This window comes from Cupriavidus oxalaticus, assembly GCF_038900635.1.
In the GTDB taxonomy this organism is placed as follows: Bacteria; Pseudomonadota; Gammaproteobacteria; order Burkholderiales; family Burkholderiaceae; genus Cupriavidus; species Cupriavidus oxalaticus_B.
In genome coordinates this window covers 26,040-49,618 of the sequence record NZ_JAYMRX010000009.1, presented here as the reverse complement: position 1 = coordinate 49,618, position 23,579 = coordinate 26,040, and the positions used below count along the sequence as shown (strand labels likewise).

Below are 23,579 nucleotides of genomic sequence, written 5' to 3'. Positions count from 1 at the left end.
TTATTGCAACGTTGCGCGTAAATCCAGCGCAGGCGTTCGCTGGCGCACAGGCCCGCACAGACCAATCGGCGCGCGAAACGCGCGCGAAACGAACGCCGCGGTGCTTCAGGCGACGCGCAGATCCCGGATGGCGTTCAGCAAGGCTTCCAGTGAAACCGGCTTGGTCAGGTGGGCGTCGAAGCCTGCCTGCATCGACTCGCGGATATCGTCGGGCCGGCCATAGCCGCTTAATGCAATCGCGGTCAGCTTGTGGAGGTGCGGCTGGCGGCGGATGGCGCGAATGAAGTCCAGGCCCGACATGCCGGGCATGCCGATGTCCGACAGCAGCAGGTCGGGGCAATGCTGCCAGAGACGGTCCAGTGCCTCCTGCCCGCTGGTGGCGACCGACACGTTGGCGCCTTCCATTTCAAGCAGCATCTTGAAAGTCTCGACCGTGCCGGCATCGTCGTCGACCAGCAGGATCTCGGTGCCGCCCAGCGGCAGCGACGGCGACGGCGCCGGCGCGGTGTCGGCGGCGAACTCCTCGCGCAGCGGCAGCGTCACCGTGAACACCGAACCCTTGCCATGCCCGTCGGAATCCGCGCGCACCGTGCCGCCCTGCATGGTCACCAGCTCGCGTACCAGAGACAGGCCGATGCCGAGGCCGCCTTGCCGTGCGCTCGGCGGGGTGCCCTGGCGGAACATATCGAAGATATGCGGCAGGTTCTGCGCGTCGATGCCAACGCCGGTATCGCGTATCTCCAGCACGCCATCGCCGCCCTCTGTCGCCAGCGAGACCGTGATCCTGCCGCCGGCGCTGGTGTATTTGAGCGAATTGCTGACCAGGTTCCACACCACCTGCTCGACCCGCGTCAGGTCGGCGTCGATCATCAGCGGATCGGCCGGCAAGGTGCGCTCCAGCGCGATGTCCTTGTGCCCGGCCTCTTCCTCGATGGCGCGGCAGACGCGGTCGACCACTTCGCCCCAGTCGACTGGGGCGCGCACGATCGACAGCTTGCCGGTGCGCAGGCGCGACATGTCGAGCAGGTCGTCGATGATGTGCGCCTGCCCGATCACGGTGCGCCGGATGGTGCCGGCGGCGCGCTGGATCATCGCGTTGCCGCGCGCTTCGGGCGAACGGCTGATCAGTTCGGCGCTGGCGCTGATCAGGTTGAGCGGATGCTTGAGTTCGTGCGACACCACGGCCAGGAACTCGTCGCGCATGCGTTCGGCACGCGCGTCGGCGCGTTCGCCGGCGAGCGCGTCCGCGGAATCGATAAACCCCTGGCGCCCGGTGCGCGTGGCCAGCCGCGTCAGCGCCACTTCGTCGAGGTTGCGCATGATCTTGGCAAAGCCGCTGAAGCCGCCCTTGTCCAGGCGCGACAGCTCCCCGCTGGCGCGGAAGCGGCTGCCGTCCTTGCGCTGATGCCAGCGGTCTTCCTCGACTCGGCCGTACAGGCGCGCCTGCGCCATTTCTTCCTGCGCGATGCGGGCGGCCCGGTCTTCGGGCGTGTACAGGGTTTCCGCCGCCTGTCCAAGCATCTCCGCCTCGGTATAGCCGAAAATGCGTTCGGCGCCGGTGTTCCAGCTGGTGACGCGGCCTTCGTCGTCGAAGGTGATGATGGCGTAGTCGCGCGTGCTTTCGGCCACGATACTCATGCGCTTCTCGCCTTCGCTCAGGCGCTCTTCGGCGGCGCGGCGCGACGTGATGTCGATGAACGACAGCACCGCGCCCTCGATGCGGTCTTCGTTGGTGCGGTACGGCAGGAAGCGCGCCAGGTACCAGCGGCCGTCGCTGCTCCTGACTTCGCGTTCGATCAGGCGCAGGGAGTCGAAAGCTTCGCCGGCATCGTCGGCAAGCTTGTCGTACTCGAGCCGGTGCGTGATATCGAGCAGCGAACGGCCGATGTCGGACGGGATGATGCTGAAGACGTCGGTGGCGCGCGGGGTGTAGCGCTTGATGCACAGGTTGCGATCGACGAAGACCGTGCCGATATCGTTGGCCATGATCAGGTTCTGCAGGTCGTCGTTGATCTTGCCGGTTTCCTCGACCTTGCACTTGAGTTCGGCGTTGACGGTGGACAGCTCCTCATTGATCGACTGCAGTTCTTCCTTGCTGGTCTCCAGCTCTTCCGTGGTCGAGCGCAACTCCTCGTTGATCGCCTGCAGTTCCTCGTTGGAGGCCTTCAGCTCCTCGGTCGAGGTTTCGGACTGCTCGATGGTGGCCTGCAGCTGTTCCTTGGTGCGATGCAGTTCGAGTTCGAGCTGCGCGATCATCGGGTCGCGCTCGTCGGCGGACTTGCCGCGCGGCGATGCGCTCATGCTGTCCTCGACCTCGTCGAACAGCACCAGCACGAAGTCGCCGTTGGCCTCGGCGTCGTGTACCGGGCGCGCCGTCATATTGACGAAGAACTGCCTGCCATCGCGTTCAAGTTGCACGCGCCTGGCCTCGACGCTGTGGTTGGTCTGCAGCGCCTGGTAGATCGCGGTACGCAGTTCCAGCCGCAGTTCCTGGCGCACCGCGCCGATGATGTTGTGCGAAGGCACGCCGCCGGCGTACTGCAGGAAGCGCCCGGCGCGATCCGACAGATGCACGATCTCGGAATCGCGGCTGACCAGCACGCTCGGCGGCGCGTGCTGCTCGATCAGCCGCTGGTGCAGGTCGCCGAAGGAGAACTTGCGCTTGCCGGCCGGCTGCAGCACCGTCACCGGCGCGCGCGCATTGAGCATGCCCGACGACAGCGGCAATGGCGTCTCGGCGCGTACCGCGACGTTGGCGCGGTAGATGCGGGCCTTCTTGTCGACCACCGAAAACAGGTTGCTGACGCTGTCTGCGGCTTCGGAGCTGCCCAGGTACAGGTAGCCGCCCGGGCGCAGCGCGAAATGGAAGGTGCGCAGGATCTCGGTCTGCGCGTCGCGGTCCAGGTAGATCAGCAGGTTGCGGCAGCAGATCAGGTCCAGCCGCGAGAACGGCGGATCGCTGAGCACGTTGTGCAACGCGAACAGCACGCGCTCGCGCAGCTCCTTGCGCACGCGGTAGTGCGCGCCGTCCTTGGTGAGGAACTGCCGTACGCGCGACGGCTCGACGTCGGCGACGATCGGCTCCGGATACAACCCGTTGCGCGCGATCGCCACGGCGCGTTCGTCGATATCCGTGGCAAAGACCTGGAACGGCAGCTGGTCGGGTGTCTGCGATGAGGTTTCCTGCAACAGCATGGCCAGCGTATACGCTTCTTCGCCGGTAGCGCAGCCAGGCGCCCACACGCGGATCGAGTCGTTCTCGGGACGGTCCTTGAACAGCCGCGGCAGCACGTCGGCGCGCAGCAGGTCGAACGCGTCCTTGTCGCGGAAGAAATTGGTCACGCTGATCAGCATGTCCTGCAGCAGCGGTGCCGTTTCTTCCGGATGCAGGTGCAGGAAGTCGCGGTATTGCTGCAGGTCCGTCAGGCCATTGACCTGCAGCCGGCGCTCGATGCGGCGCAGCACCGTGGCGCGCTTGTAGTGGCGGAAATCATGCGAGGTGCGGGTGCGCAGGATCACCATGACCTCGCGCAACGCGCGCTCGTTGCTTTCCGATCGCGGCGCAGGCTCGGCTGCCTCCTCGTCCTCGGGCGGCTTGGGCAGCTGGATATGGCTGGCGGTATTCCACAGGTCGAGCAGGCGCTGCGGGATCTCGTTGGCCGGCATGACAAAGTCGACCAGCCCGGTGCCGATGGCTGCGCGCGGCATGCTCGAGTATTCGGCTTCCTCCGGCTCCTGGGCGATGGCGATGCCGCCCAGCTCCTTGATGCGGGTCAGGCCGACAGAGCCGTCGGAGCCGGCGCCGGACAACACCACGCACACGGCGCGCTGGCGATGCGCATCGGCCAGCGAGCGGAAGAACAGGTCGATGGCTGCGCCGCGGCCGTCGCGGCGTTCCTGCGGGCCCACGCGCAGGTAGCCGTCGATCATTGTGAGGCTGTGGTTGGGGGCAATCACGTAGACGTGATTGGCTTCGATGGGCGTAGTGTCGGTGACCTGCAGCACCGGCATGGTGGTGCGTGCCTGCAGCAAGGGTGCCAGGTTGCTGGCGTGGTCGGGCGCGAGGTGCACGACAAGGACAAAGGCTGCGCCGGTGCTGGCGGGCAGTCCGTCGAACAACTGGATCAGGGCTTCAATGCCCCCTGCGGACGCGCCCATCCCGACCACGGGAAAGGCGAGCTGGCTGTGCAGGGGGTGTTCACGATTCTTGGCCATCGCTGCGTGGATAAGTTAAGTGCGCCATTTGCATGCTCGGGTTGGCGCCGATGTGCAGTACGGCCAGTACGGTCGCGTCCAGGTCCGGCGGCAAGCCGGCGGCAATGTCCCGCAGCGCATCGACGCCACCGGAGGAGGTGCCCAGCACTATGGTGTCGCGCTTCATGGGAACTCGGGTTGGCTCGGGTTGGTTTCAGGTCGCTGCCGGCGGCCGGAATCGAGCGGCAGGCTGCCGGTCTACTCCGCGGTGGATACCTCTGCCGCTATTTCGGGCGCGGCAGCGGCGCCGGTGTCGGCTGGCTGGACGATAGCCGGCGCCGCCGCGCGGATCCGCAGCACGGTCTGGCGCGAGGTGTTGAAGCGCCGCGCGGTTTCGCTGACCGACAGGCCTTCCGCCAGCGAGCGCAGGATGGCATCGCGCTCGTCGGGGTTGTGCTTGGGCGGGCGCCCGACCGCCCGGCCCATGGCCTTGGCCGCCGCCAGGCTGTCGCGCACGCGCGCGCTGCGTGTGCTGCCCTCCAGCGCGGCCACTGCGCGCAGCACCATCACAGCCTCGGGCGGGGCGGGGCTGCTCAGGTTGGCGCGGCTCAGTTGCACGCAATGCAGCGCGACCCCGAGCAGGCGGAACCTGCGGATCGTGCCCAGCACTTCCTGCACGCTCCAGCCCAGGCAGCTCAGCTGCATCGTCACCAGGGTATCGCCAGCCCGCACCCGTTGCAGCAGCGACAGCAGCCGCGGCCGTTCGGCCGCGGGCACGGAGGCCGGCTCGCACTCCCAGAAAGCCCGGCGCAGGTCGACGGTATAGCCGGCCCGGTCGGCTATGCGCAATTCGTCTTCCATCGTTTCGAGGTCACGGGCGCGGTTCGAGTAGATGAAGGTGGACGTCATGAGAATTCCTCGTTCTGGTTTTCGTCTCCGGTCGCGCTGCGGACGCCCCTGCGGGCAAGCTCGCAGGCGACCTGTTTCTTCTGATTAGCAAAACTCGTCCCAGCAGCAGGGAGCGGCAAGATAGTGACGGTTAACGTGCGCGTGTGTGCATTTCTGGCGTGTACGTAAAGCAGGTTTTACGTACCCTTTACGGACGCTCTGCGATGTGCACGCCTCGGTTAGGATGTCCGATAGGTGCGATCCCGGCCTGCGCCGGACGCGCGGCGTGGCGTCCACCAGCGGCAATCACGACGGCGGTCTCCCCACGGCAAGGAGTTGGCGATGACAGCGCAGCACTATTTCGGCTATCTCGTTCACGGCACGGCGCGCGCGGGCGCAAACGGGCTGTTTGAAGCGTCCGGTGTGGTCGAGCGCGATGGCACGCCGGTGAACAGTTCCGGGCCCCGGGGCTGCCACCCGACGCGCGAGAGCGCTATTGCCGAAGGCGTTGCCTGGGGCAAGGTCTGGGTCGACATGCGCGTGCGTGGCTACACCGACCTGCGTGCCAACGCGCGCAAGCCCGCGGCGGCGAGGACATAGCCATGGCCAGGGTGATCCACGTCGTCATCACCGCGATATGCGGGCGCTGGTACGCCACGCCGGTCCATGAAGACGAGAGCGCCGGCGGGCCGACGGGTTTCGATTCGCGCCAGGCCGCGCAACGGTTCTGCGCGCGCGCCTTCCCGGGCGTGCCGATCTCGCAGGGTGGCATGCGCGCCCCGCGCCGCATCGTCGCCTGCCCCGTGGTCGCCGGATTCGGCGCCAAGTCGCAAGGCTGACTCGAAAGCCAGCGCGATACTTCTTTCGCCATCGCCCTGGCCGGCTCGAAGGGAGTTCCTCCGAGCGCCGGCCGCCGCGCGCCTTGGCGGGCACAAATAACAACCCTTCGCGCAGGAATTGCAATGATTGCCGTGCGCGCGTGCCGGATCCGCTCCCCCATTGACCTTGCCGAGCCGTGCTCGGACTCGGCACAGAACCTGCCTGCGCGGTGGCACAGCCGGGCGTAACCGGCTTCCCACTCAAACTCACCAGGAGGTAATCGTGGACAAGTCGAAGATCCCTGCAGACCAGGCTGACGCCCTCGGCGCCTTGATGGACGATCACCGCGCGGTCAAGAAACTGTTCAAGTCGTTCAAGGACACCGACGACCGCGATGAAAGGGAGTCGATCGCGCTCGAGGCCTGCCACCAGCTGACCGTGCATGCCACCATCGAGGAAGAGATTTTCTACCCGGCGCTGCGCGGCGCCAGCGATGACATCGACGACATGCTGGACGAAGCCGAGGTCGAGCACCAGGTCGCCAAGGACCTGATCGCCGCGATCGAGGAAGACCCGGCCGGCGACATGCTCGAAGCCAGCTTCACGGTGCTGTCCGAGTACGTCGCCCACCATATCGAGGAAGAGGAGGGCGAACTGTTCAAGAACACGATCAAGGAGAAGATAAACCTGCGCGACGTGGCACAGGCCATGGCGGCGCGCAAGGAAGAACTGATGCGGGAAACCGCCTGATTTCCTGCGAATCCTGCGAGCAGCCCGGAGGCCAGCGCTCGAACCCGGATCCCATCAGCTTTTCCCGCCAGCTTCCGTCAAGTCGCGCGCGCCGCGCCGCTGCCCCGCCCTGGCAGCCTGTGGCGCGCGCGCCACTGCCATCGATCCCCGTCTCCCGGATGCAACTTGCGTGGACCACAATGTGCGCCCACAGGAATTCTTTCATTCCGCATTCAGAGGAGTTGCGCCGATATGCCCCGGATTGCCGATGGTGTGCACCTGCCCGTAAACCTGCTGGCCGCCATCGTGGCGGCGGCGCTGCTGGCCGGTTGCGGCGGCGGGGGCGGCGACGAGGCATCGTCCACGCCGCCAGCCGCCACCACGGGGTCCAGCGCCGCGCCGCTGCTGGTCACCGGACTGGACCCGGCCTGCACCGGCTGCGGCGCGGCCAGCGGCTCGGCCTACGCCGGCAGCGGCACGGGCATCTGGCAGCAGCGCAACACCACCGGCGCGGATATCGACGTCAGGTTCGCGCTCGGCGGGCTGGCGGGCCAGTCGCTGTCGCTGATGCTCACCAATACCAGCGGTGGGTCCACCACGCTGTCGTCGTTCCAGCCCGCGGTGCTGGCCGATACCGTCAGCGGCCTCTCGACGCGCGCGCTGGCCAGCGTCAGCGCGCCGGCTGCGGCCGGCGCCGCGGATGCCGAGGCCACGCGGCGCGAGATTGCTGACTTCAACCGCAGCGGCTGGGCCGAGCGCGCCGCGGCGGCCGGGCAGCAGCGCAGCGTGATGAGCGCGCCCGCCCCGCAGCCGGCGCTGTTGTCGGACACGCGCGGCTGGTACCACACCGACAAGACCACGCGCACGGCCAGCCTGGTGCGGCAGGCCACCACCAGCGACGGCGTGACAGTCAATGTGTGGGTGGAAGACGAGGAATACGCACCGAACCGCGTGCAGCTGCCGCTGGTCGACGCGCTGGCGGAAACCTTCGCCGGCGCCGCGGGCAAGCCGGGGGTATACGACATGCTGAAATCCGTCGGCGGCCCGCTGTGGGGGCCGCACAATTTCGGCAGCACGCTGATCGCCGGCAGCGGTCAGCCGATCGATATCGTGATCCTCAATTTCGACCGCAACAGCCGCCCGTTCGGCATGGTCGGGTACTTCTGGGGCCTGCACAACCTGCGCCGCTCGGTAGAGGCCAACAGCAATGAATCGGTGTCGCTGTACCTGGATGCCGAAACGCTCTACCTCGGCGGCGACGCCGGCCTGCAGGCGATGAAGATGGTGATGGCGCACGAAGGCATGCACATGCAGAACTTCTACCGCCGCGGCGTGCTGATGGGGCCATCGTATGCGTTCCAGGACTGGCTGGAAGAGATGACGGCCATGATGATGGAGGACTTCGCCAGCTACGCCATCGACAGCAGCTTCAACAATATCCGCGACGTGCGCATGCCCGACTACGTGCGTACCAACAGCAGCAACTGCAACCTGTTCCAGTTCACCGGCTTCGGGCAGTCCTGCGAGAGCTATTCGGTATCGGGCAGCTTCGGCGGCTTCCTCAACCGCCAGCTCGGGCTGGCCTTCTTCAGGGACCTGCTGGCGCGCAACGGCAGCACCGTGTCGAAGACGGTGCTGGAAGAGGCGATTGCCAGCGCGCAGCCCGGCACGACGCTGGCCGACCTGATGCGGCGCTGGGCAGTGAGCGCGAATGCGCTGCTGCCGAGCACCGGCCTGCCCGCCGGCTATGGCTATCCGGCGCGCAGCGAAGGCGGCTTCACGCTGCCGGCGATCGACCTGCAGGCCTATGTGCCGCTGCGTCCGGCGCCGGCGCCGCAGTCCACGCTGGCCGCATACGGCAGCTACCTGGTGCGCACCGGCGCGGTCAGCGGCACCTACACCAACACCGTGCGCGTGCCGGCCGGCGCCGTGCTGTCGGTGGTGGCCTACTGAGGCCGGGCGCAAGGGAAGCGCAAAGGAAGCGCGAATGAAGAGCGAATGAAGCGCGAAGCAGCGGAACGGAAGCGGGCGGGGTGGACTTCAGGCAATTTGAAGGAGTCGCACAAGGCGGCACCGCCCGCGCGGCTTGGCATGGGGCTACGATTGCGCGGTCCTTACCGTCGTAACGCGTTTGCCCCATGACCTTTGTCGTGACGGATGCCTGCATCCAGTGCCGCCATACCGATTGCGTCGAAGTCTGCCCGATGACGTGCTTCCACGAAGGGCCCAACTTCCTCGCCATCGATCCCGACCAGTGCATCGATTGCTCGATGTGCGTGCCGATGTGCCCGGTGGGCGCGATCTACTCCGAGCATGACCTGCCCGACGACAAGCGCCATTTCGTCGCGCTGAATGCCGAACTGTCGCGCCGGCCGGACTGGCTGCCGCTGCTGCAGGCCAAAGGGCCGATTGCCGGCCACGAGCAATGGGCGGACCACCCTGACCGCCTCGCACTGCTGGTGCGCTAGCGCGTGCCGGTGTAGTCGGGAAACGCTTCGTCCAGCGTCAGCACGCTGCCGGTCAGCGCGCCGTCATAGCCCGGCAGCGCATTGACGCGCTGGCGGAAGGCCTCGCTGGTCAGCGCGCCGACCGCGCCTGACAGCGCCGCGCTGCGCAGCATCGATTTTTCGATGGCGAAGAAGTAGCGCTCCTTGATCACCGGCTCGAACCCCAGTCCGAACCGCCGCGCCGCGGTTTCCACGCCGAAGCCCACATCCGCCATGCCGCTGCCGATATACGCCGCCACCGCGGCGTGGGTGAACTCGCCGTTGCTGTAGCCCTCGATCCGTGCCGGGTCGATATGGCGCGCGGCCAGCATCAGGTCGAGCAGCAGCCGCGTGCCCGAGCCCACCTGGCGGTTGACGAAGCGCACCTCGCGCCGGGTCAGGTCTTCCAGCGTGCGGATTCCGAGCGGATTGCCCGGGCGCACGAACAGTCCCTGGCTGCGCACCGCCAGGTGCACCAGGCAGTGCGTGTCGGGCTTGAGCCAGGTGGTGAAGTGGCGCCACATGCCGTGCTCGAACTCGCCCATCGGCACATGGAAGCCGGCGATATCGCAGGCGCCCTCGGCCAGCGCCGCCACCGCCTCGACGCTGCCGCAGTACTTGAGGTCGTGCCGCACCTGCTGCTCGTCGAGGAAATCGCGCAGCGCGGCCACCGCGAAGCCATGGCTGGCGTGCAGCCGTACCGCCGCCCCGGACTGCTCCATCAGCTTCTTCAGTTCGATTTCCAGCTCGGATGCCAGGCTGTCCAGCGTCGGCGACAGCCGCGCGCCGATGCGCTTGCTGGCCCATACCAGCTGCTGCGCCAGCGGCGTCAGCGCGCTGCCGCGCCCGCGGGTCTTGTCGATCAGCGGGCCGCCGAAAAGCGCCTCGGCATCGCGCAGGATGCCCCAGGCGTAGCGGTACGAGAGCGACACCGCCTGCGCCGAGTGACTGATGCTGCCTGATTCCTCGATATGGCCGAGCAGGGCAACCAGCCGCGATACGTCCAGGGCCCCGGTGCCGGGCGTGGCGTCGTCGCGGATTTGCAGGTGGGGGAGGATCGAGATACGGAGCATATGAAAAAAATAGCTTATTGATGGACCGTTGTCACTCTCTTATATTGCATTCCAGGGCCTTGACAGCGTAGCTGAGAGGTCGGAAATAGGAAAAAAACAGCATATAAGGGGTGCGGACGGCAGTGGCTGCCAGCCCCAGCGACCCCACAGGAGACGCCATGCCAGACATCGCTCCCAACGCCCAGGCCTCCGCGGCCGCGATCGACGCCATCGTCGCCGCGCGGCAAGACATGCCGGGCGCATTGCTGCCGATCCTGCACGAGATCCAGGACACGCAGGGCTATATCCCGGACGCCGCCGTGCCCGTGATCGCCAGCGCGCTGAACCTGTCGCGCGCCGAGGTGCATGGCGTGATCACCTTCTACCACCACTTCCGCCAGCAGCCGGCCGGGCGCCATGTGATCCAGGTGTGCCGGGCCGAAGCCTGCCAGGCGGTCGGCGCCGAGGCGCTGGCCGACCATGCCAGGCGCGCGCTGGGGTGCGGCTTCCATGAAACCACCGCCGACGGCGCGGTCACGCTGGAGCCGGTGTACTGCCTGGGCCAGTGCGCCTGCGGCCCGGCCGTGATGGTTGGCGAGCGGCTGCACGGCTATGTCGATGCGAAGCGCTTCGATGCGCTGGTCCGGTCGCTGCGCGAAGCGCAGGCCGCCAACGAAACCGCGGAGGCCCAGGCATGAGCGCCACTGTCACCACCATCTTCGTGCCGCGCGATTCCACCGCGCTGGCGCTCGGCGCCGATGAAGTCGCCCGCGCGATCGAATGCGAGGCGGCCCGCCGCGGCGAAGCGGTGCGCATCGTCCGCAACGGCTCGCGCGGCATGTTCTGGCTCGAGCCGCTGGTCGAGGTGCAGACCGAGGCGGGCCGCGTGGCCTACGGCCCGGTCAGCGCGGCAGACGTGCCGGCGCTGTTCGACGCCGGCCTGCTGCGGGGCGGCGCACATGCGCTGGCGCATGGCCTGACCGAAGAGATCCCGTTCCTGAAGAAGCAGGAGCGCCTGACCTTTGCCCGCGTCGGCATCACCGACCCGCTGTCGCTGGACGACTACCGCGCGCACGAGGGCTTCGCCGGGCTGGAGCGCGCGCTGTCGATGGCGCCCGCCGAGATCGTGCAGGAAGTCACCGATTCCGGCCTGCGCGGCCGCGGCGGCGCCGCCTTCCCGACCGGCATCAAGTGGAAGACCGTGCTGGGCGCGCAGTCGGCCATCAAGTACATCGTCTGCAATGCCGACGAAGGCGACTCGGGCACGTTCTCCGACCGCATGGTGATGGAAGACGACCCGTTCGTGCTGATCGAAGGCATGACCATCGCCGGCCTCGCGGTGGGCGCCGAGCAGGGCTACATCTACTGCCGTTCCGAATACCCCCACGCCATCGCGGTGCTGGAAAGCGCGATCGCCATCGCCAACGCGGCCGGCTGGCTGGGCGACGATCTGCGCGGCAGCGGCAAGCGCTTCCGCCTGGAAGTGCGCAAGGGTGCAGGCGCCTACGTCTGCGGCGAGGAAACGGCGCTGCTGGAAAGCCTGGAAGGCAAGCGCGGCGTGGTGCGCGCCAAGCCGCCGCTGCCGGCGCTGGAGGGCTTGTTCGGCAAGCCCACCGTGATCAACAACGTGATCTCGCTGGCCACCGTGCCGGTGATCCTGGCGCGCGGCGCGCAGTACTACCGCGACTACGGCATGGGCCGCTCGCGCGGCACGCTGCCGTTCCAGCTGGCCGGGAACATCAGGCAGGGCGGGCTGGTGGAAAAGGCGTTCGGTGTCACGCTGCGCGAGCTGCTGGTCGACTACGGCGGCGGCACCCGCAGCGGCCGCGCCATCCGCGCCGTGCAGGTGGGCGGTCCGCTGGGCGCCTACCTGCCGGAATCGCGCTTCGATGTGCCGCTGGACTACGAGGCCTATGCCGCGTTCGGCGGCGTGGTCGGCCACGGCGGCATCGTGGTGTTCGACGAGACCGTCGACATGGCCAGGCAGGCGCGCTACGCGATGGAGTTCTGCGCGATCGAATCCTGCGGCAAGTGCACGCCGTGCCGGATCGGTTCGACCCGCGGCGTCGAGGTGATGGACCGCATCATCGCCGGCGATGAGCCGCAGGAAAGCGTCATCCGGCACGTCAAGCTGGTGCGCGACCTGTGCGACACCATGCTGTACGGCTCGCTCTGCGCGATGGGCGGCATGACGCCGTACCCGGTGCTGTCCGCGCTCAATGAATTCCCCGAGGACTTCGGCCTCGCCCCTAACCCGGCCAAGGCGGCTTAAGCCGACATTGTCTGACGCCAGAACAGAACACGGGAGACAAACATGGACTGCCGCGATGTGATCGACTTCGGTACCCCCGCCAGCGAATCGACCGAGATGGTCACCCTTGAAGTCGACGGCGTCAGCGTCACCGTGCCCGCCGGCACGTCGGTGATGCGCGCCGCGATGGAAGCCGAGATCGCCGTGCCCAAGCTGTGCGCGACCGACAGCCTCAAGGCCTTCGGCTCGTGCCGCCTCTGCCTTGTCGAGATCGAAGGGCGCCGCGGCTATCCGGCCTCGTGCACCACGCCGGTGGAAGCCGGCATGAAGGTCAAGACGCAGAGCGACAAGCTCGCCGACCTGCGCCGCGGCGTGATGGAGCTGTATATCTCCGACCACCCGCTCGACTGCCTGACCTGCCCGACCAACGGCAACTGCGAGCTGCAGGACATGGCCGGCGTGGTCGGCCTGCGCGAGGTGCGCTACAACGACGGGGGACCCGAGGTCAAGCCCATCGCCACGCACACCGCGCTGAAGAAAGACGAATCGAATCCCTACTTCACCTATGACGCCTCGAAGTGCATCGTCTGCAACCGCTGCGTGCGCGCCTGCGAGGAAACGCAGGGCACGTTCGCGCTGACCATCAGCGGCCGCGGCTTTGATTCCCGCGTGTCGCCCGGCACCAGCCAGTCGTTCATGGAATCGGACTGCGTCTCGTGCGGCGCGTGCGTGCAGGCGTGCCCGACCGCGACGCTGACCGAGACCTCGGTGATCAGGCTCGGCCAGGCCTCGCACAGCACCGTCACCACCTGCGCCTACTGCGGCGTGGGCTGCTCGTTCAAGGCCGAGATGAAGGGCAACGAAGTGGTGCGCATGGTGCCGTACAAGGACGGCAAGGCCAACGAGGGCCACGCCTGCGTCAAGGGCCGCTTTGCCTGGGGCTACGCCACGCACAAGGACCGCATCCTCAAGCCGATGATCCGCGCGAAGATCACCGATCCGTGGCGCGAAGTGTCGTGGGAAGAGGCGATCGGCTACGCGGCTTCCGAGTTCAAGCGCATCCAGGCGAAGCACGGCAAGGATTCGATCGGCGGCATCGTGTCGTCGCGCTGCACCAACGAAGAGGGCTACCTGGTGCAGAAGCTGGTGCGCGCCGCCTTCGGCAACAACAACGTCGACACCTGCGCGCGCGTTTGCCATTCGCCCACCGGCTATGGCCTGAAGCAGACGCTGGGCGAATCGGCCGGCACGCAGACCTTCAAGTCGGTGGAGAAGGCCGACGTGATCATGGTGATCGGCGCCAACCCGACCGACGGCCATCCGGTGTTTGCCTCGCGCATGAAGAAGCGGCTGCGCGCCGGCGCGAAGCTGATCGTGGTCGATCCGCGCCGCATCGACCTGGTCGATTCGCCGCATATCCGTGCCGATTTCCACCTGCAACTGCGTCCGGGTACCAACGTCGCGCTGGTGACGTCGCTGGCGCATGTGATCGTCACCGAAGGGCTGCTCAACGAAGCCTTTATCGCCGAGCGCTGCGAGGACCGTGCGTTCAACCAGTGGCGCGATTTTGTCGCGCTGCCGGAAAACTCGCCCGAGGCGATGGAACCGGTCACCGGCATTCCCGCCGACCAGCTGCGCGGCGCCGCGCGCCTGTACGCCACCGGCGGCAACGCGGCGATCTATTACGGCCTGGGCGTCACCGAGCATGCGCAGGGTTCGACCACCGTGATGGGCATCGCCAACCTGGCCATGGCCACCGGCAATATCGGCCGCGAAGGCGTGGGCGTGAACCCGCTGCGCGGGCAGAACAACGTGCAGGGCTCGTGCGATATCGGCTCGTTCCCGCATGAGCTGCCGGGCTATCGCCACGTGTCGGACTCGACCGTGCGCGGCCTGTTCGAATCCGCGTGGAATGTCGAGATCAGCCCCGAGCCTGGCCTGCGCATCCCCAACATGTTCGAGGCCGCGCTGGCCGGCAGCTTCATGGGCCTGTACTGCCAGGGCGAGGACATCGTGCAGTCGGATCCGAACACGCAGCACGTGTCCGAGGCGCTGTCGTCGATGGAGTGCATCGTGGTCCAGGACATCTTCCTGAACGAGACCGCCAAGTACGCGCACGTGTTCCTGCCGGGCTCGTCGTTCCTGGAGAAGGACGGCACCTTCACCAACGCGGAACGCCGCATCTCGCGCGTGCGCAAGGTGATGCCGCCCAAGGCCGGCTACGCCGACTGGGAAGCCACCATCCTGCTGGCCAACGCGCTCGGCTATCCGATGGACTACACCCACCCGTCGCAGATCATGGACGAGATCGCGCGCCTGACGCCGACGTTCTCGGGCGTCAGCTACAAGCGGCTAGACGAGCTGGGCAGCATCCAGTGGCCGTGCAACGCCGATGCGCCGGAAGGCACGCCGACCATGCATATCGACGCCTTCGTGCGCGGCAAGGGCAAGTTCATCATCACCAAGTACGTGCCGACCACCGAGAAGATCACGCGCGCCTTCCCGCTGATCCTGACCACCGGCCGCATCCTGTCGCAGTACAACGTGGGCGCGCAGACGCGGCGCACGGACAACGTCTACTGGCACGCCGAGGACCGGCTGGAAATCCATCCGCACGACGCGGAAGAGCGCGGCATCAAGGATGGCGACTGGGTCGGCGTGCAGAGCCGCGCGGGCGATACGGTGCTGCGGGCCATCGTCAGCGAGCGCATGCAGCCGGGCGTGGTCTACACCACCTTCCACTTCCCGGAATCCGGTGCCAACGTGATCACCACCGACAACTCCGACTGGGCCACCAACTGCCCGGAGTACAAGGTCACCGCGGTGCAGGTGATGCCGGTGGCGCAGCCGTCGGCCTGGCAGCAGCAGTACCAGGACTTCAACGCGCAGCAGCTGCAGTTGCTGGAAGCCGCCAGCGCGGATCCGGCACAAACCGCGGCGCAGGCGGCGAACTGAGCGGAGGACGACATCATGATGCGCTGCATGCAGTCACCGCAGGTGGATGCGTCCATGCTGGACGAGATGCCGACCCACAGCACCTTTGCCGTCAGCCGGTGGCGGCAGGGCGAGATCTCGCTCAGTCCCGACGAGGTGGCCGAGGAGGTGCCGGTCGCGCTGGAATACAACGGCATCTCGCATGCGGTGATGCTCGCCACGCCGGCCGACCTGGAGGACTTCGCGCTCGGCTTCAGCCTGAGCGAAGGCATCGTGTCGACAGCGCGCGATGTCTATGACATCGAAGTCGACATGCGCGAGCACGGCATCGCGGTGCGGCTGGAAATCGCCTCGGAAGCGTTCATGCGGCTGAAGGACCGGCGCCGCTCGCTGGCGGGGCGCACCGGCTGCGGGCTGTGCGGCACCGAATCGCTGGAGCAGGTGATGCGCATGCCGGCACCGGTGCGCAGCGACGCCAGCTTCCATACCGATGTGATCCAGGCCGCGTTCGTGCAGCTCCAGCTGAGGCAGGCACTGCAGCGCCACACCGGCGCCACGCATGCCGCCGCATGGCTGCGTGCCGATGGCCACGTCTCGCTGGTGCGCGAGGACGTGGGGCGCCACAACGCGCTCGACAAGCTGGCGGGCGCGCTCGCGCGCAGCGGCGAGGACATCTCCACCGGCGCGGTGCTGGTTACCAGCCGCGCCAGCTACGAGATGGTGCTGAAGACTGCCGCCATCGGTGCCGGCGTCCTGGCGGCCGTGTCGGCGCCGACGGCGCTGGCGGTGCGGCTGGCCGAGCAGGCCAATATCACGCTGGCCGGGTTCGTGCGCGCCGGCGCGCACGTGGTCTATGCCCATCCCCAACGTTTGCAACACGAAGCGAGCCTCGCATGAATGTCGAGAACCTGATCACCATGGCCAACCAGATCGGCAGCTTCTTCGAGGCGATGCCCGATCGCGAGGAGGCGGTCTCCGACATCGCCGGGCATATCAAGCGCTTCTGGGAGCCGCGCATGCGCAGGGCGCTGCTGGGGCACGTCGACAGCGAATCCGGCATCGGGCTGGATGGGATCGTGCAGGAGGCGCTGGCACGGCACCGTAGCGTGCTGGAATAGGGAGGCGCTGGCGGAGACGAACGACCGCCAGCGCCGGGCGTCAGCTGCTGCTGCCGTATTCCAGCTTCGGATACCAGTCGCCACCGCGGCCTTCCGGCGTGGTATCCAGCAGCGTCCAGAGCGGGTCCAGGTCCGGCGCGCCGCGCGGGTCCTGTCCGGGGTCCGACGTAAGGGCGTACATCTCGCCGCTCCAGAAGTGCCGGATCTTGCCGTCGCGGCGCGTGAAGACCGAGTAGCCGGGCACGTCGCCGTCTTCCGGGCTGACATAGTCGCGCGTGAATGCGCCGTCGAGGTCGGCATAGACCTTCAGCCCGGTCCAGCCTCGTTCCTTCTTCGCCTGCAGCAGGCGTTCGACCGGTGAGCGGGCGATCATCGCCAGCGCCACGCGCTGCCCGATATCCGGCACCTTGTGGTCCCACGATGCCATCAGCGAAGTGCACATCGGGCACGGACGTTCGCGCTGCGGCCCGAACATGTAGCTGTAGATAACGAGGGTGTCCTTGTCGCCGAACAGGTCTTCCAGCGTCACGGGGCCGTGTTCGCCCTGGAAGGTATAGCGCCTGGTGACTTCGCCGCCGGGCGGCAGCTTGCGGCGTTGCGCGGCGACGCGTTCGATATGCCGCCGCAGTTCGATCTCTTCGGCCAGCAGCGCATTGCGGGCCTTGCGGTACTCGGCACTTTCGTTGGGGAAATGAACCGGATTGCGTTGCGCCAGGTCCGTGGCCGGGGTGAGTGTTGACTTGGCTTCCATATCGGCCCTCCTTGTCAGGCTAGCGTCTCGGAACAGCCATGCAAGGTGCGCTGCCCGCCACCAGGCGGGCGTCGCGGATGGCATGGCCCGTCATGGTTGGTGCGCGTGCGGCACGGAATCGTTCCCATGCCGCGCGCCGGGCATCACTTCAGGCGCAAGGGCTCCAGCAGCGCCCCGTCATATTCGGGATGCGAAATCCTGCCCAGCTCCAGCATGCGCCGCAGGATATAGACCTGCCGCTGCCGCGCCCGGCGCGGATTGGCGACCGGGTTGTTCGCCGAGGGCGCCTTGGGCAGGCCGGCCAGCATCGCGGATTCAGCCAGCGACAGTTGCGCCAGCGGCGTGCCGAAATAGGTCTGCGCCGCATCGGCGAAGCCATACGCGCCCTGGCCCAGGTAGATCTTGTTCAGGTACAGCTCGAGGATCTCGTCCTTGCTCAGCGCGTCCTCGATCCGGTACGACAGCAGCACCTCGTACAGCTTGCGCGTATAGGTCTTGTCGCGCGACAGGTAGAAGTTCCGCGCCACCTGCATGGTGATGGTCGACGCGCCCTGCGACAGGTCGTCCGACAGGTTGGCGACGCCCGCGCGGATCACGCCGACATAGTCGATGCCGTCATGCACGTAGAAGCGCTCGTCCTCGATCGCCACCACGGCGTCGATCAGTTCGCGCGGGTAGCGCGACAGCGGCACGTAGTCAGCCGTGCGGCGGAAATCCGTCAGCGCGTCTAGCGAGGGCAGTTGCCGCTGGACGGCGAGGAGGGCAACGGTGGCAAGCAGCGCGCCGCCGACCACGGCGAGGACCAGCAGCTTGAGGAAGGCGGACCAGAGACTCTTCATGCCGCGTATTTTGCCAGCCGCGGGCGGCGGAGCGCGAGTCCCTGTTGGCCCCGGTTCGCGATTGGCGGCGCCGCGGCTGGCGCCGCCGCCGCGTTCAGCCCTTCGGCACCGGCACGCCTAACGTCTGCGCCAGCTGCTCCAGGTTGCGCCAGATCGCGGGATTAATGTCGAGCGCGTCGGCCGCGCGTTCGCGGTTGGCCGCCTCGAACTCGCCGGGATACTGCACGCGGTCGAAGCCGGGCGCCGTCGGCGTGTCGTGCAGGTATCTGACGAACGCCTCGACCTCGGCGCTTTCCCAGCTCAGGCCGAGGTCCAGCTCGGGATTGACCAGCACCGCGAACAGGTTGTTGGTGGCCACGCCGCCACGCGGGTTCTCCGGCTGGATGGTGCCGCCGCCGGACAGCACGCCCGCCAGCAGTTCGGCCACCACGCCGAGCGCATAGCCCTTGTGCAGGCCGAACGGCAGCAGCGCGCCGGGGTCTTCGCCGAACATGGTCGAGGCGTCGGTGGTGGGATTGCCTTCGGCGTCGATGATGCTGTTCTCGGGCGCAGCTTCGCCTTTCTCCGCCAGCACACGCGCCTTGTTGATGGCGATCGCGCTGGTGGCCATGTCGACCACGATCGGCGGGCGGCCGTTCGGCATGGGGCCGGCGAAGCACAGCGGGTTGGTGGTCAGGCGCGCGACGCGGCCGCCGTACGGCGCCACCACCGGCGGGCGGTTGGTCACGTTGGTGAAGCTCAGCAGCACGAAGCCCGCCGCGGCCACCAGCTCGCCGTAGTGTCCCATGCGGCCCAGGTGGTGCGAATGGCGCAGCGTGACGATGCAGTGGCCGTGCTCGCGCACGCGTTCGATGGCGGCCTGCATCACAGTCTTGCCCACATGCTGGCCAAAACCGCGGTGGCCATCGAACACCATCAGCGTGCCGCGGTCCAGCGCGCAGGTGGCGCGGCCTTCGCGGTTGACGTTGTCGGTCTCGATCGCCTTGCGGTAGCTCGGCAGGATCGAGATGCCGTGGCTGGCGTAGCCGCAGCGGTCGGCTTCGACCAGGTGCTCGGCGACGTCGTCGGCGATGTCCTCGGGTACGGACTGCGCCACCAGCAGGTCCCGCGCAAATCGGCGGGCGGAATCAAGGGAGAGTTTCATGACGGCCTCCTTACACCCATCCCAGCCAGCGCCAGTAAGTGGCCGCGAACAGCAGCATCAGGGCATAGCCGACGATGGTGACCGGGATGCCGATGCGCGCGAACTGGCGGCCGTTGAAGGTCTCGGTGCCCAGGCACACCATGTTCTGCGGGGCGTTGATCGGCAGGATAAAGCCGAAGCTCACGGTAAAGCCCAGCAGCATGGTCAGGCCGACGCGGTTGATGTCGCCGGGCAGGGTCTGCAGCACCGAGATCAGGATCGGCAGCAGCGCCGCGGTCAGCGCGGTGGCGCTGGCAAAGCCCAGGTGGATCAGGATCAGGAACGCCGCCAGGATGGCGAACACCATCACCGCGCCCTGCGTGGCCAGGCCAGAATGCGTCACCACGAATTCGCCCAGCCACTGGCCTGCCTTGGTGGACAGCAGCGCCGTGCCCAGGCTGATGCCGACGCCGAACACGATCAGCGTGCCCCACGGCGTGCGCTGCTGCATGGTCTTCCAGTCCATCACGCCGATGCGCGGCAGCATCAGGATCACCAGCCCGACAAAGGTCACGGTGGCGGTGTCGAAGCTGTGCAGCTTGCCTTCGGTGGCCCAGAACAGCAGCAGGCCGATCGAGACGGCGGCCAGGCGTTTCTGCGGGCCGGTCATCGGGCCCAGTCTGGACAGCTCGCGCTGCACCGCTTCCTTGCCGCCGGGAATGGCGTCGGTCTCGGGCGGCAGCAGCCAGCGCACCAGGAAGTACAGCACCACCGACATGACGATCGCCCACGGCGCGCCCGCGATCAGCCATTGCAGCCAGGTGATGCGCTCGCCGAGCAGCTTGTCCATGAAGCCGACGGTCAGCAGGTTCTGCGCGGCGGCGGTCTGGATGCCGACGTTCCAGATGCTGGTCGCCTGCGCCACCGTGATCATGATGCCGGCGGCGATATTGGATTTCTTGTCGACGCCGAACGCGGCGATCACGCCCATCATGATCGGCACCACGCAGGCGCTGCGCGCGGTGGCGCTTGGCACCACCAGGCTCAGCGCGATGGTGACGGCGATCGTGCCGATCAGGATGCGGCGCGTACTGGTGCCGATGGCCGACAGCGTCACCAGCGCGATGCGCCGGTCCAGCCCGGTCACGGTCATGGCCGCGGAGATGAACAGCGCGGCGGCCACCAGCGCCAGCGCGGTGTTGGAGAAGCCGGCCAGCGCCATGCCCAGCGCCCTGGAGGTGCCGTACTGCACGCTGGGGTCGTTGACTGTCGGCGCGAAGCCGATCAGGCCCGCCATCAGCGACGTGATCATGATCGCGCTGGCCTCGTACGAGACCGCCTCGGTGATCCACACCACGATGGCGAAGGCAAGGATGGCCAGCATGCGCTGGCCGGCAATGGTCAGTCCCCCCGGCTGCGGGATCGCAAGTACGCCGAGCAGCACGGCGACGGCGACGAACAGGCCCCAGTGCAGCGTCGTCTTGGGCGCTGCGGCGCTGGCGGTTGCAGCGGTCGCGGGCGCTGTCGGCGGAGCTGGTGGAGTCGGGGAGGCCGGGGAGGCAGGTGAAGCGTGAGAGGTTTCGGGCATCGCCGTCATCCTTTTCGTTGAGGATCCTTGTCGGATACCTCGACACGGCGTGCTGGTGCGATGCGATCGGTGCGGCAGGCCGGCAACTGCGCCGGCGGGGGCTGTCGGTCGCGAGGCGGCATCCGCGTCGGGCTTGCTCTGGCCGGGCTTCTGGCTGGCCGTTGCGTTCGACATGATAGGAATTGTCCGAGCCGGTAGGGACGATGTCGAGGCTTCCAAACGCCTCATTGCGCCGACAATGACTCAGATCAAGTTTTGCTTCGGACGGCGAAATCTTGCGGCGGATTCGTTATCCCATCTGTAAAGGCAGGCACCACAAGGCCTGGCGGGCGAAGCGGCGCACGCGCCGCCACACCCGGCCAGCCAGGTGATGCATGCGTCGGGGTGATCTGAAATAATTGGAGCCGATGATGAAGGTTTTGGTGCGCGGACTGAAGGCAGGACTCAGCGCAGCGGCGCTGCGCAAGGCATTGGCGCAATACGCCAGCATCCGCTCGGTCGAACTGGTCGAGGCCGGCGATCCGAAGCGCCCGTGGGCCTGGGTCGATATCGACGCCGGCGCGCTCGCGGTGTGGAAGCTGGTGGCGCGGCTGGACCGGCGCTATATCGCCGGCTCCCACCTGCGCTGGTATGTGCCGGCGTACCGCGGCCGCTGACGTTGGCGGCTGACGTTGGCGGCTGCCGGGTCCGCATCGATAAAAACAGTCAGGGAGCAACAATGAACAAGTGGTTCCGATGGGCATTTCCGCCTGTCCACACGGTCGTGTCGCCCGGGCCGGCGGCACTGGACGGCATGACCGGCACGCTCGGGGACGCGGCGCTGGCATTCGACACCATCAGCAATGCGCGCGACCTCGGCGGCCTGCGCGGCGCCTGCGGTCGCCGCGTGCGCAGCGGCCGGCTGTATCGCAGCGGCAACCCGGCGCTGGCCAGCACGGCCGACCTGGACCGGCTGCATGCGCTTGGTCTCGACATGGTGGTCGACTTCCGTTCTCCCGGCGAGAAGTCGCCGGACGAGGCCGGCTTCAGTGCGCGCTTCAACTGGGTGGCGGTGCCGGTGCTGGACGGCAGCATGGCGATGGACGTGCTGATGCCGCGCCTGCGCGCCAGCACGCCGGCGCAGATCGACGGCTTCATGCTCGAGGTCTACCGCGATTTCCCGGTGCGCTACCGCGACGCCTTCGGCGGCTTCATGCAGACCGCGCAGCAGGGCAAGACGCTGCTGTTCCACTGCACCGCGGGCAAGGACCGCACCGGCTTTGCCTCGCTGCTGCTGCTGTCGGCGCTGGGCGTGGCGCAGGACGATATCCTCGCCAACTACCTGGAATCGAACCAGCGCAATGCCCGCTTCAACGAGACCGCGCTGGCGCGCATGGCGCAGCTGGGCGTGAGCGCCGAGGCCATGATGCCGCTGCTCGAAGTCCGTGCCAGTTATCTCGATGCCTCGCTGCAGGCGATCGGGCAGGGCTGGGGCAGCGTCGACAACTACCTGAGCGATGCGCTCGCCGTCGACGTCGCGCAGCTGCGCGCGCACTACCTCGAAGACTGACGCGCCGCGCTGCTACAGCATCAAAGCCGCCCGCATTCGCGCAGGATGCGGGCGGTGCTCAGCGCGATCATGCCTTCTTCATCGGTCGGCAGCACCAGCACCGGCACGCGGCTGTCGTTGCTGCTGATGCGCTGGCCGTTCTCGCCATTGGCGCCGCTGTCCAGCGCGATGCCGAACAGCCCCGCCAGGTGCGCGCAGATGCGCGCGCGCGCCGGCGGCGAGTTGGCGCCGATGCCCGCGGTGAAGACCAGCGCATCGAGCCCGCCCAGCGTGGTCGCCAGCTTGCCGATTTCCTGCGCGGCGCGGTAGGCATAGAAGTCCACCGCCAGCCTGGCGCGCGGCGCGTCGCTGGCCAGCAGCGCGCGCATGTCGCTGCTGACCCCGGACAAGCCCTTCAGCCCGGACTCGCCATACAGCATCGTCTGGATCTCGGCCGGCGGCATGCCCTGCTGCGCCAGCCACAGCAGCGCGCCCGGATCGACCGAGCCGCAGCGCGTGCCCATCGGCAGGCCGTCGAGCGCGGTCAGGCCCATGGTGCTGTCCACGCTGCGGCCGTCGCGCATCGCGCACAGGCTGGCGCCGTTGCCCAGGTGCGCCACGATCACGCGGCCCTCGGCCAGGTCGGGCGCGACCTGGCGCAGCCGGCGCGCGATGTATTCATACGACAGCCCGTGGAAGCCATAGCGGCGGATGCCGCGCTCGTAGTAGCTGTACGGCAGCGCCATCAGCTGCGCCAGCACGTCATGGCCGGCGTGGAAGGCGGTGTCGAAGCAGGCCACCTGCAGCAGGTCGGGCACGGCTTCGCGCACGGCGCGGATCGCGGTCAGGTTATGCGGCTGGTGCAGCGGCGCCAGCGGCACCAGCGCCTCCAGCCTGGCGATCACGTCGTCGTCGATGCGCACGGCCTGCGCGAAATCGGCGCCGCCATGCACCACGCGATGGCCGATCGCCACCGGCGGGTTGTCGCGCAGCCCGACGCTGAGCACCAGGCGCACCAGCCTGAAGGCGGCGTCGTGGTCGGCCACCTGCGCCTGCGGGAAGGTCTCGTCGGCGACCACGCGGCCATCGGCCATGCGCGCGGACAGGCGCGGCGCCACGCCGATGCCTTCGATCTGGCCGTGCGCGCTCAGCACCGGGTTGATGTCGGCATTGCCGTGCGCGGCGTCCGGTACGGCGTAGACGGAGACTTTGACGCTGGACGAGCCGGCGTTGACGACGAGGATGACGGGATGCACGGCAGGCTGGATGGCGGTCACGC

Annotated in this window: 21 protein-coding genes; 12 read left to right on the top strand and 9 right to left on the bottom strand. The window is 67.7% G+C overall.

The annotated features are described in order from the left end of the window. Nucleotides 1-105: 105 nt before the first annotated feature. The 3 genes from VSR71_RS16335 to VSR71_RS16325 form a co-directional block, all read right to left on the bottom strand. Nucleotides 106-4,215 carry a CheR family methyltransferase gene (locus VSR71_RS16335; protein ID WP_342914902.1) on the bottom strand — a complete coding sequence of 1,370 codons (4,110 nt, stop codon included), beginning with the start codon at nt 4,213-4,215 and terminating at the stop codon, nt 106-108. Further along, nucleotides 4,199-4,381, bottom strand: a complete 183-nt coding sequence (locus VSR71_RS16330; protein WP_342914901.1) for a chemotaxis protein CheB — start codon at nt 4,379-4,381, stop codon at nt 4,199-4,201. Before VSR71_RS16330 ends, VSR71_RS16335 begins: the two co-directional genes overlap by 17 nt. A gap of 71 nt (nt 4,382-4,452) precedes the next feature. Next, a complete protein-coding gene (locus tag VSR71_RS16325; RefSeq protein WP_342914900.1) occupies nt 4,453-5,103 on the bottom strand; it encodes a recombinase family protein in 651 nt (216 codons plus the stop codon). Nucleotides 5,104-5,424: 321 nt separating this feature from the next. On the opposite strand from VSR71_RS16325, the gene VSR71_RS16320 reads away from it, so the two are divergent. The 5 genes from VSR71_RS16320 to fdxA all read left to right on the top strand — a co-directional run bounded on the left by VSR71_RS16320 (nt 5,425) and on the right by fdxA (nt 9,098). Next, a complete protein-coding gene (locus VSR71_RS16320) occupies nt 5,425-5,682 on the top strand; it encodes a hypothetical protein (protein ID WP_342914899.1) in 258 nt (85 codons plus the stop codon). A gap of 2 nt (nt 5,683-5,684) precedes the next feature. Continuing rightward, nucleotides 5,685-5,921: a hypothetical protein gene (locus VSR71_RS16315; protein WP_342914898.1), complete on the top strand. Its 237-nt coding sequence runs from the start codon at nt 5,685-5,687 to the stop codon at nt 5,919-5,921. 262 nt (nt 5,922-6,183) lie between these two features. After that, nucleotides 6,184-6,651, top strand: a complete 468-nt coding sequence (locus VSR71_RS16310) for a hemerythrin domain-containing protein (protein WP_342914897.1) — start codon at nt 6,184-6,186, stop codon at nt 6,649-6,651. 231 nt (nt 6,652-6,882) lie between these two features. Beyond that, a complete protein-coding gene (locus tag VSR71_RS16305) occupies nt 6,883-8,583 on the top strand; it encodes a M30 family zinc metallopeptidase (RefSeq protein ID WP_342914896.1) in 1,701 nt (566 codons plus the stop codon). Between the two features lie 185 nt (nt 8,584-8,768). Continuing rightward, nucleotides 8,769-9,098 (top strand): ferredoxin FdxA, encoded by a 330-nt coding sequence (gene fdxA / locus VSR71_RS16300; RefSeq protein WP_342914895.1) that lies wholly within the window; start codon nt 8,769-8,771, stop codon nt 9,096-9,098. Here fdxA and VSR71_RS16295 read toward each other — a convergent pair. Further along, nucleotides 9,095-10,189, bottom strand: coding sequence for a substrate-binding domain-containing protein (locus VSR71_RS16295; protein ID WP_342914894.1), 1,095 nt, complete (start codon nt 10,187-10,189; stop codon nt 9,095-9,097). The two genes, fdxA and VSR71_RS16295, sit on opposite strands and share 4 nt — an antisense overlap. Nucleotides 10,190-10,347: 158 nt before the next feature. Here VSR71_RS16295 and VSR71_RS16290 point away from each other — a divergent pair, with 158 nt between their 5' ends. From VSR71_RS16290 to VSR71_RS16270, 5 genes are read left to right on the top strand one after another with little or no spacing between them, the layout of a single operon-like run. Then, the gene (locus VSR71_RS16290; RefSeq protein WP_342914893.1) at nt 10,348-10,866 is read left to right on the top strand and encodes a formate dehydrogenase subunit gamma; all 519 of its coding nucleotides are present in this window, start codon (nt 10,348-10,350) and stop codon (nt 10,864-10,866) included. Continuing rightward, nucleotides 10,863-12,440, top strand: coding sequence for a formate dehydrogenase beta subunit (locus VSR71_RS16285; protein ID WP_342914892.1), 1,578 nt, complete (start codon nt 10,863-10,865; stop codon nt 12,438-12,440). Before VSR71_RS16290 ends, VSR71_RS16285 begins: the two co-directional genes overlap by 4 nt. A gap of 42 nt (nt 12,441-12,482) precedes the next feature. Beyond that, nucleotides 12,483-15,374 carry a formate dehydrogenase subunit alpha gene (fdhF, locus tag VSR71_RS16280; protein WP_342914891.1) on the top strand — a complete coding sequence of 964 codons (2,892 nt, stop codon included), beginning with the start codon at nt 12,483-12,485 and terminating at the stop codon, nt 15,372-15,374. 15 nt (nt 15,375-15,389) lie between these two features. Continuing rightward, entirely contained in the window at nt 15,390-16,250 is an 861-nt protein-coding gene (gene fdhD, locus VSR71_RS16275) for a formate dehydrogenase accessory sulfurtransferase FdhD (protein WP_342914890.1), read from the top strand. Then, the gene (locus VSR71_RS16270) at nt 16,247-16,471 is read left to right on the top strand and encodes a formate dehydrogenase subunit delta (RefSeq protein WP_342914889.1); all 225 of its coding nucleotides are present in this window, start codon (nt 16,247-16,249) and stop codon (nt 16,469-16,471) included. Before fdhD ends, VSR71_RS16270 begins: the two co-directional genes overlap by 4 nt. Before the next feature lie 40 nt (nt 16,472-16,511). Here the strand turns inward: VSR71_RS16270 and VSR71_RS16265 are convergent, their stop codons facing one another. The 4 genes from VSR71_RS16265 to VSR71_RS16250 form a co-directional block, all read right to left on the bottom strand. After that, on the bottom strand, nt 16,512-17,222 hold the full coding sequence (locus tag VSR71_RS16265) for a DUF899 family protein (protein ID WP_342914888.1): 711 nt from the start codon (nt 17,220-17,222) through the stop codon (nt 16,512-16,514). Nucleotides 17,223-17,365: 143 nt separating this feature from the next. Next, complete coding sequence (locus tag VSR71_RS16260; protein ID WP_342914887.1) at nt 17,366-18,061, bottom strand: transglycosylase domain-containing protein; 696 nt, start codon at nt 18,059-18,061, stop codon at nt 17,366-17,368. Nucleotides 18,062-18,155: 94 nt separating this feature from the next. Continuing rightward, entirely contained in the window at nt 18,156-19,205 is a 1,050-nt protein-coding gene (locus tag VSR71_RS16255; RefSeq protein WP_342914886.1) for an Ldh family oxidoreductase, read from the bottom strand. A 10-nt stretch (nt 19,206-19,215) separates the two neighbouring features. After that, complete coding sequence (locus tag VSR71_RS16250; RefSeq protein WP_342914885.1) at nt 19,216-20,772, bottom strand: DASS family sodium-coupled anion symporter; 1,557 nt, start codon at nt 20,770-20,772, stop codon at nt 19,216-19,218. A 410-nt stretch (nt 20,773-21,182) separates the two neighbouring features. Between VSR71_RS16250 and VSR71_RS16245 the strand changes: the two genes are divergently transcribed. Together VSR71_RS16245 and VSR71_RS16240 are read left to right on the top strand one after the other, a co-directional pair. Continuing rightward, a complete protein-coding gene (locus tag VSR71_RS16245) occupies nt 21,183-21,428 on the top strand; it encodes an RNA-binding protein (RefSeq protein WP_116317256.1) in 246 nt (81 codons plus the stop codon). Nucleotides 21,429-21,490: 62 nt separating this feature from the next. Then, nucleotides 21,491-22,321, top strand: a complete 831-nt coding sequence (locus tag VSR71_RS16240) for a tyrosine-protein phosphatase (RefSeq protein WP_428979417.1) — start codon at nt 21,491-21,493, stop codon at nt 22,319-22,321. 20 nt (nt 22,322-22,341) lie between these two features. Here the strand turns inward: VSR71_RS16240 and VSR71_RS16235 are convergent, their stop codons facing one another. Then, entirely contained in the window at nt 22,342-23,577 is a 1,236-nt protein-coding gene (locus VSR71_RS16235) for an acetate/propionate family kinase (protein ID WP_342914884.1), read from the bottom strand. Nucleotides 23,578-23,579: the final 2 nt, after the last annotated feature.

Excerpts from the sequence above, each read along its gene's own strand:
- VSR71_RS16330 (WP_342914901.1), bottom strand. The coding sequence starts at position 4,381 with ATGAAGCGCGACACCATAGTGCTGGGCACCTCCTCCGGTGGCGTCGAT.
- VSR71_RS16290 (WP_342914893.1), top strand. The coding sequence starts at position 10,348 with ATGCCAGACATCGCTCCCAACGCCCAGGCCTCCGCGGCCGCGATCGAC.
- VSR71_RS16325 (WP_342914900.1), bottom strand. The coding sequence starts at position 5,103 with ATGACGTCCACCTTCATCTACTCGAACCGCGCCCGTGACCTCGAAACG.
- fdhF (WP_342914891.1), top strand. The coding sequence starts at position 12,483 with ATGGACTGCCGCGATGTGATCGACTTCGGTACCCCCGCCAGCGAATCG.
- VSR71_RS16245 (WP_116317256.1), top strand. The coding sequence starts at position 21,183 with ATGAAGGTTTTGGTGCGCGGACTGAAGGCAGGACTCAGCGCAGCGGCG.
- VSR71_RS16255 (WP_342914886.1), bottom strand. The coding sequence starts at position 19,205 with ATGAAACTCTCCCTTGATTCCGCCCGCCGATTTGCGCGGGACCTGCTG.
- fdhD (WP_342914890.1), top strand. The coding sequence starts at position 15,390 with ATGATGCGCTGCATGCAGTCACCGCAGGTGGATGCGTCCATGCTGGAC.
- VSR71_RS16320 (WP_342914899.1), top strand. The coding sequence starts at position 5,425 with ATGACAGCGCAGCACTATTTCGGCTATCTCGTTCACGGCACGGCGCGC.
- VSR71_RS16295 (WP_342914894.1), bottom strand. The coding sequence starts at position 10,189 with ATGCTCCGTATCTCGATCCTCCCCCACCTGCAAATCCGCGACGACGCC.
- VSR71_RS16335 (WP_342914902.1), bottom strand. The coding sequence starts at position 4,215 with ATGGCCAAGAATCGTGAACACCCCCTGCACAGCCAGCTCGCCTTTCCC.
- VSR71_RS16285 (WP_342914892.1), top strand. The coding sequence starts at position 10,863 with ATGAGCGCCACTGTCACCACCATCTTCGTGCCGCGCGATTCCACCGCG.
- VSR71_RS16305 (WP_342914896.1), top strand. The coding sequence starts at position 6,883 with ATGCCCCGGATTGCCGATGGTGTGCACCTGCCCGTAAACCTGCTGGCC.
- VSR71_RS16250 (WP_342914885.1), bottom strand. The coding sequence starts at position 20,772 with ATGCCCGAAACCTCTCACGCTTCACCTGCCTCCCCGGCCTCCCCGACT.
- VSR71_RS16315 (WP_342914898.1), top strand. The coding sequence starts at position 5,685 with ATGGCCAGGGTGATCCACGTCGTCATCACCGCGATATGCGGGCGCTGG.
- VSR71_RS16240 (WP_428979417.1), top strand. The coding sequence starts at position 21,491 with ATGAACAAGTGGTTCCGATGGGCATTTCCGCCTGTCCACACGGTCGTG.
- fdxA (WP_342914895.1), top strand. The coding sequence starts at position 8,769 with ATGACCTTTGTCGTGACGGATGCCTGCATCCAGTGCCGCCATACCGAT.
- VSR71_RS16260 (WP_342914887.1), bottom strand. The coding sequence starts at position 18,061 with ATGAAGAGTCTCTGGTCCGCCTTCCTCAAGCTGCTGGTCCTCGCCGTG.
- VSR71_RS16265 (WP_342914888.1), bottom strand. The coding sequence starts at position 17,222 with ATGGAAGCCAAGTCAACACTCACCCCGGCCACGGACCTGGCGCAACGC.
- VSR71_RS16270 (WP_342914889.1), top strand. The coding sequence starts at position 16,247 with ATGAATGTCGAGAACCTGATCACCATGGCCAACCAGATCGGCAGCTTC.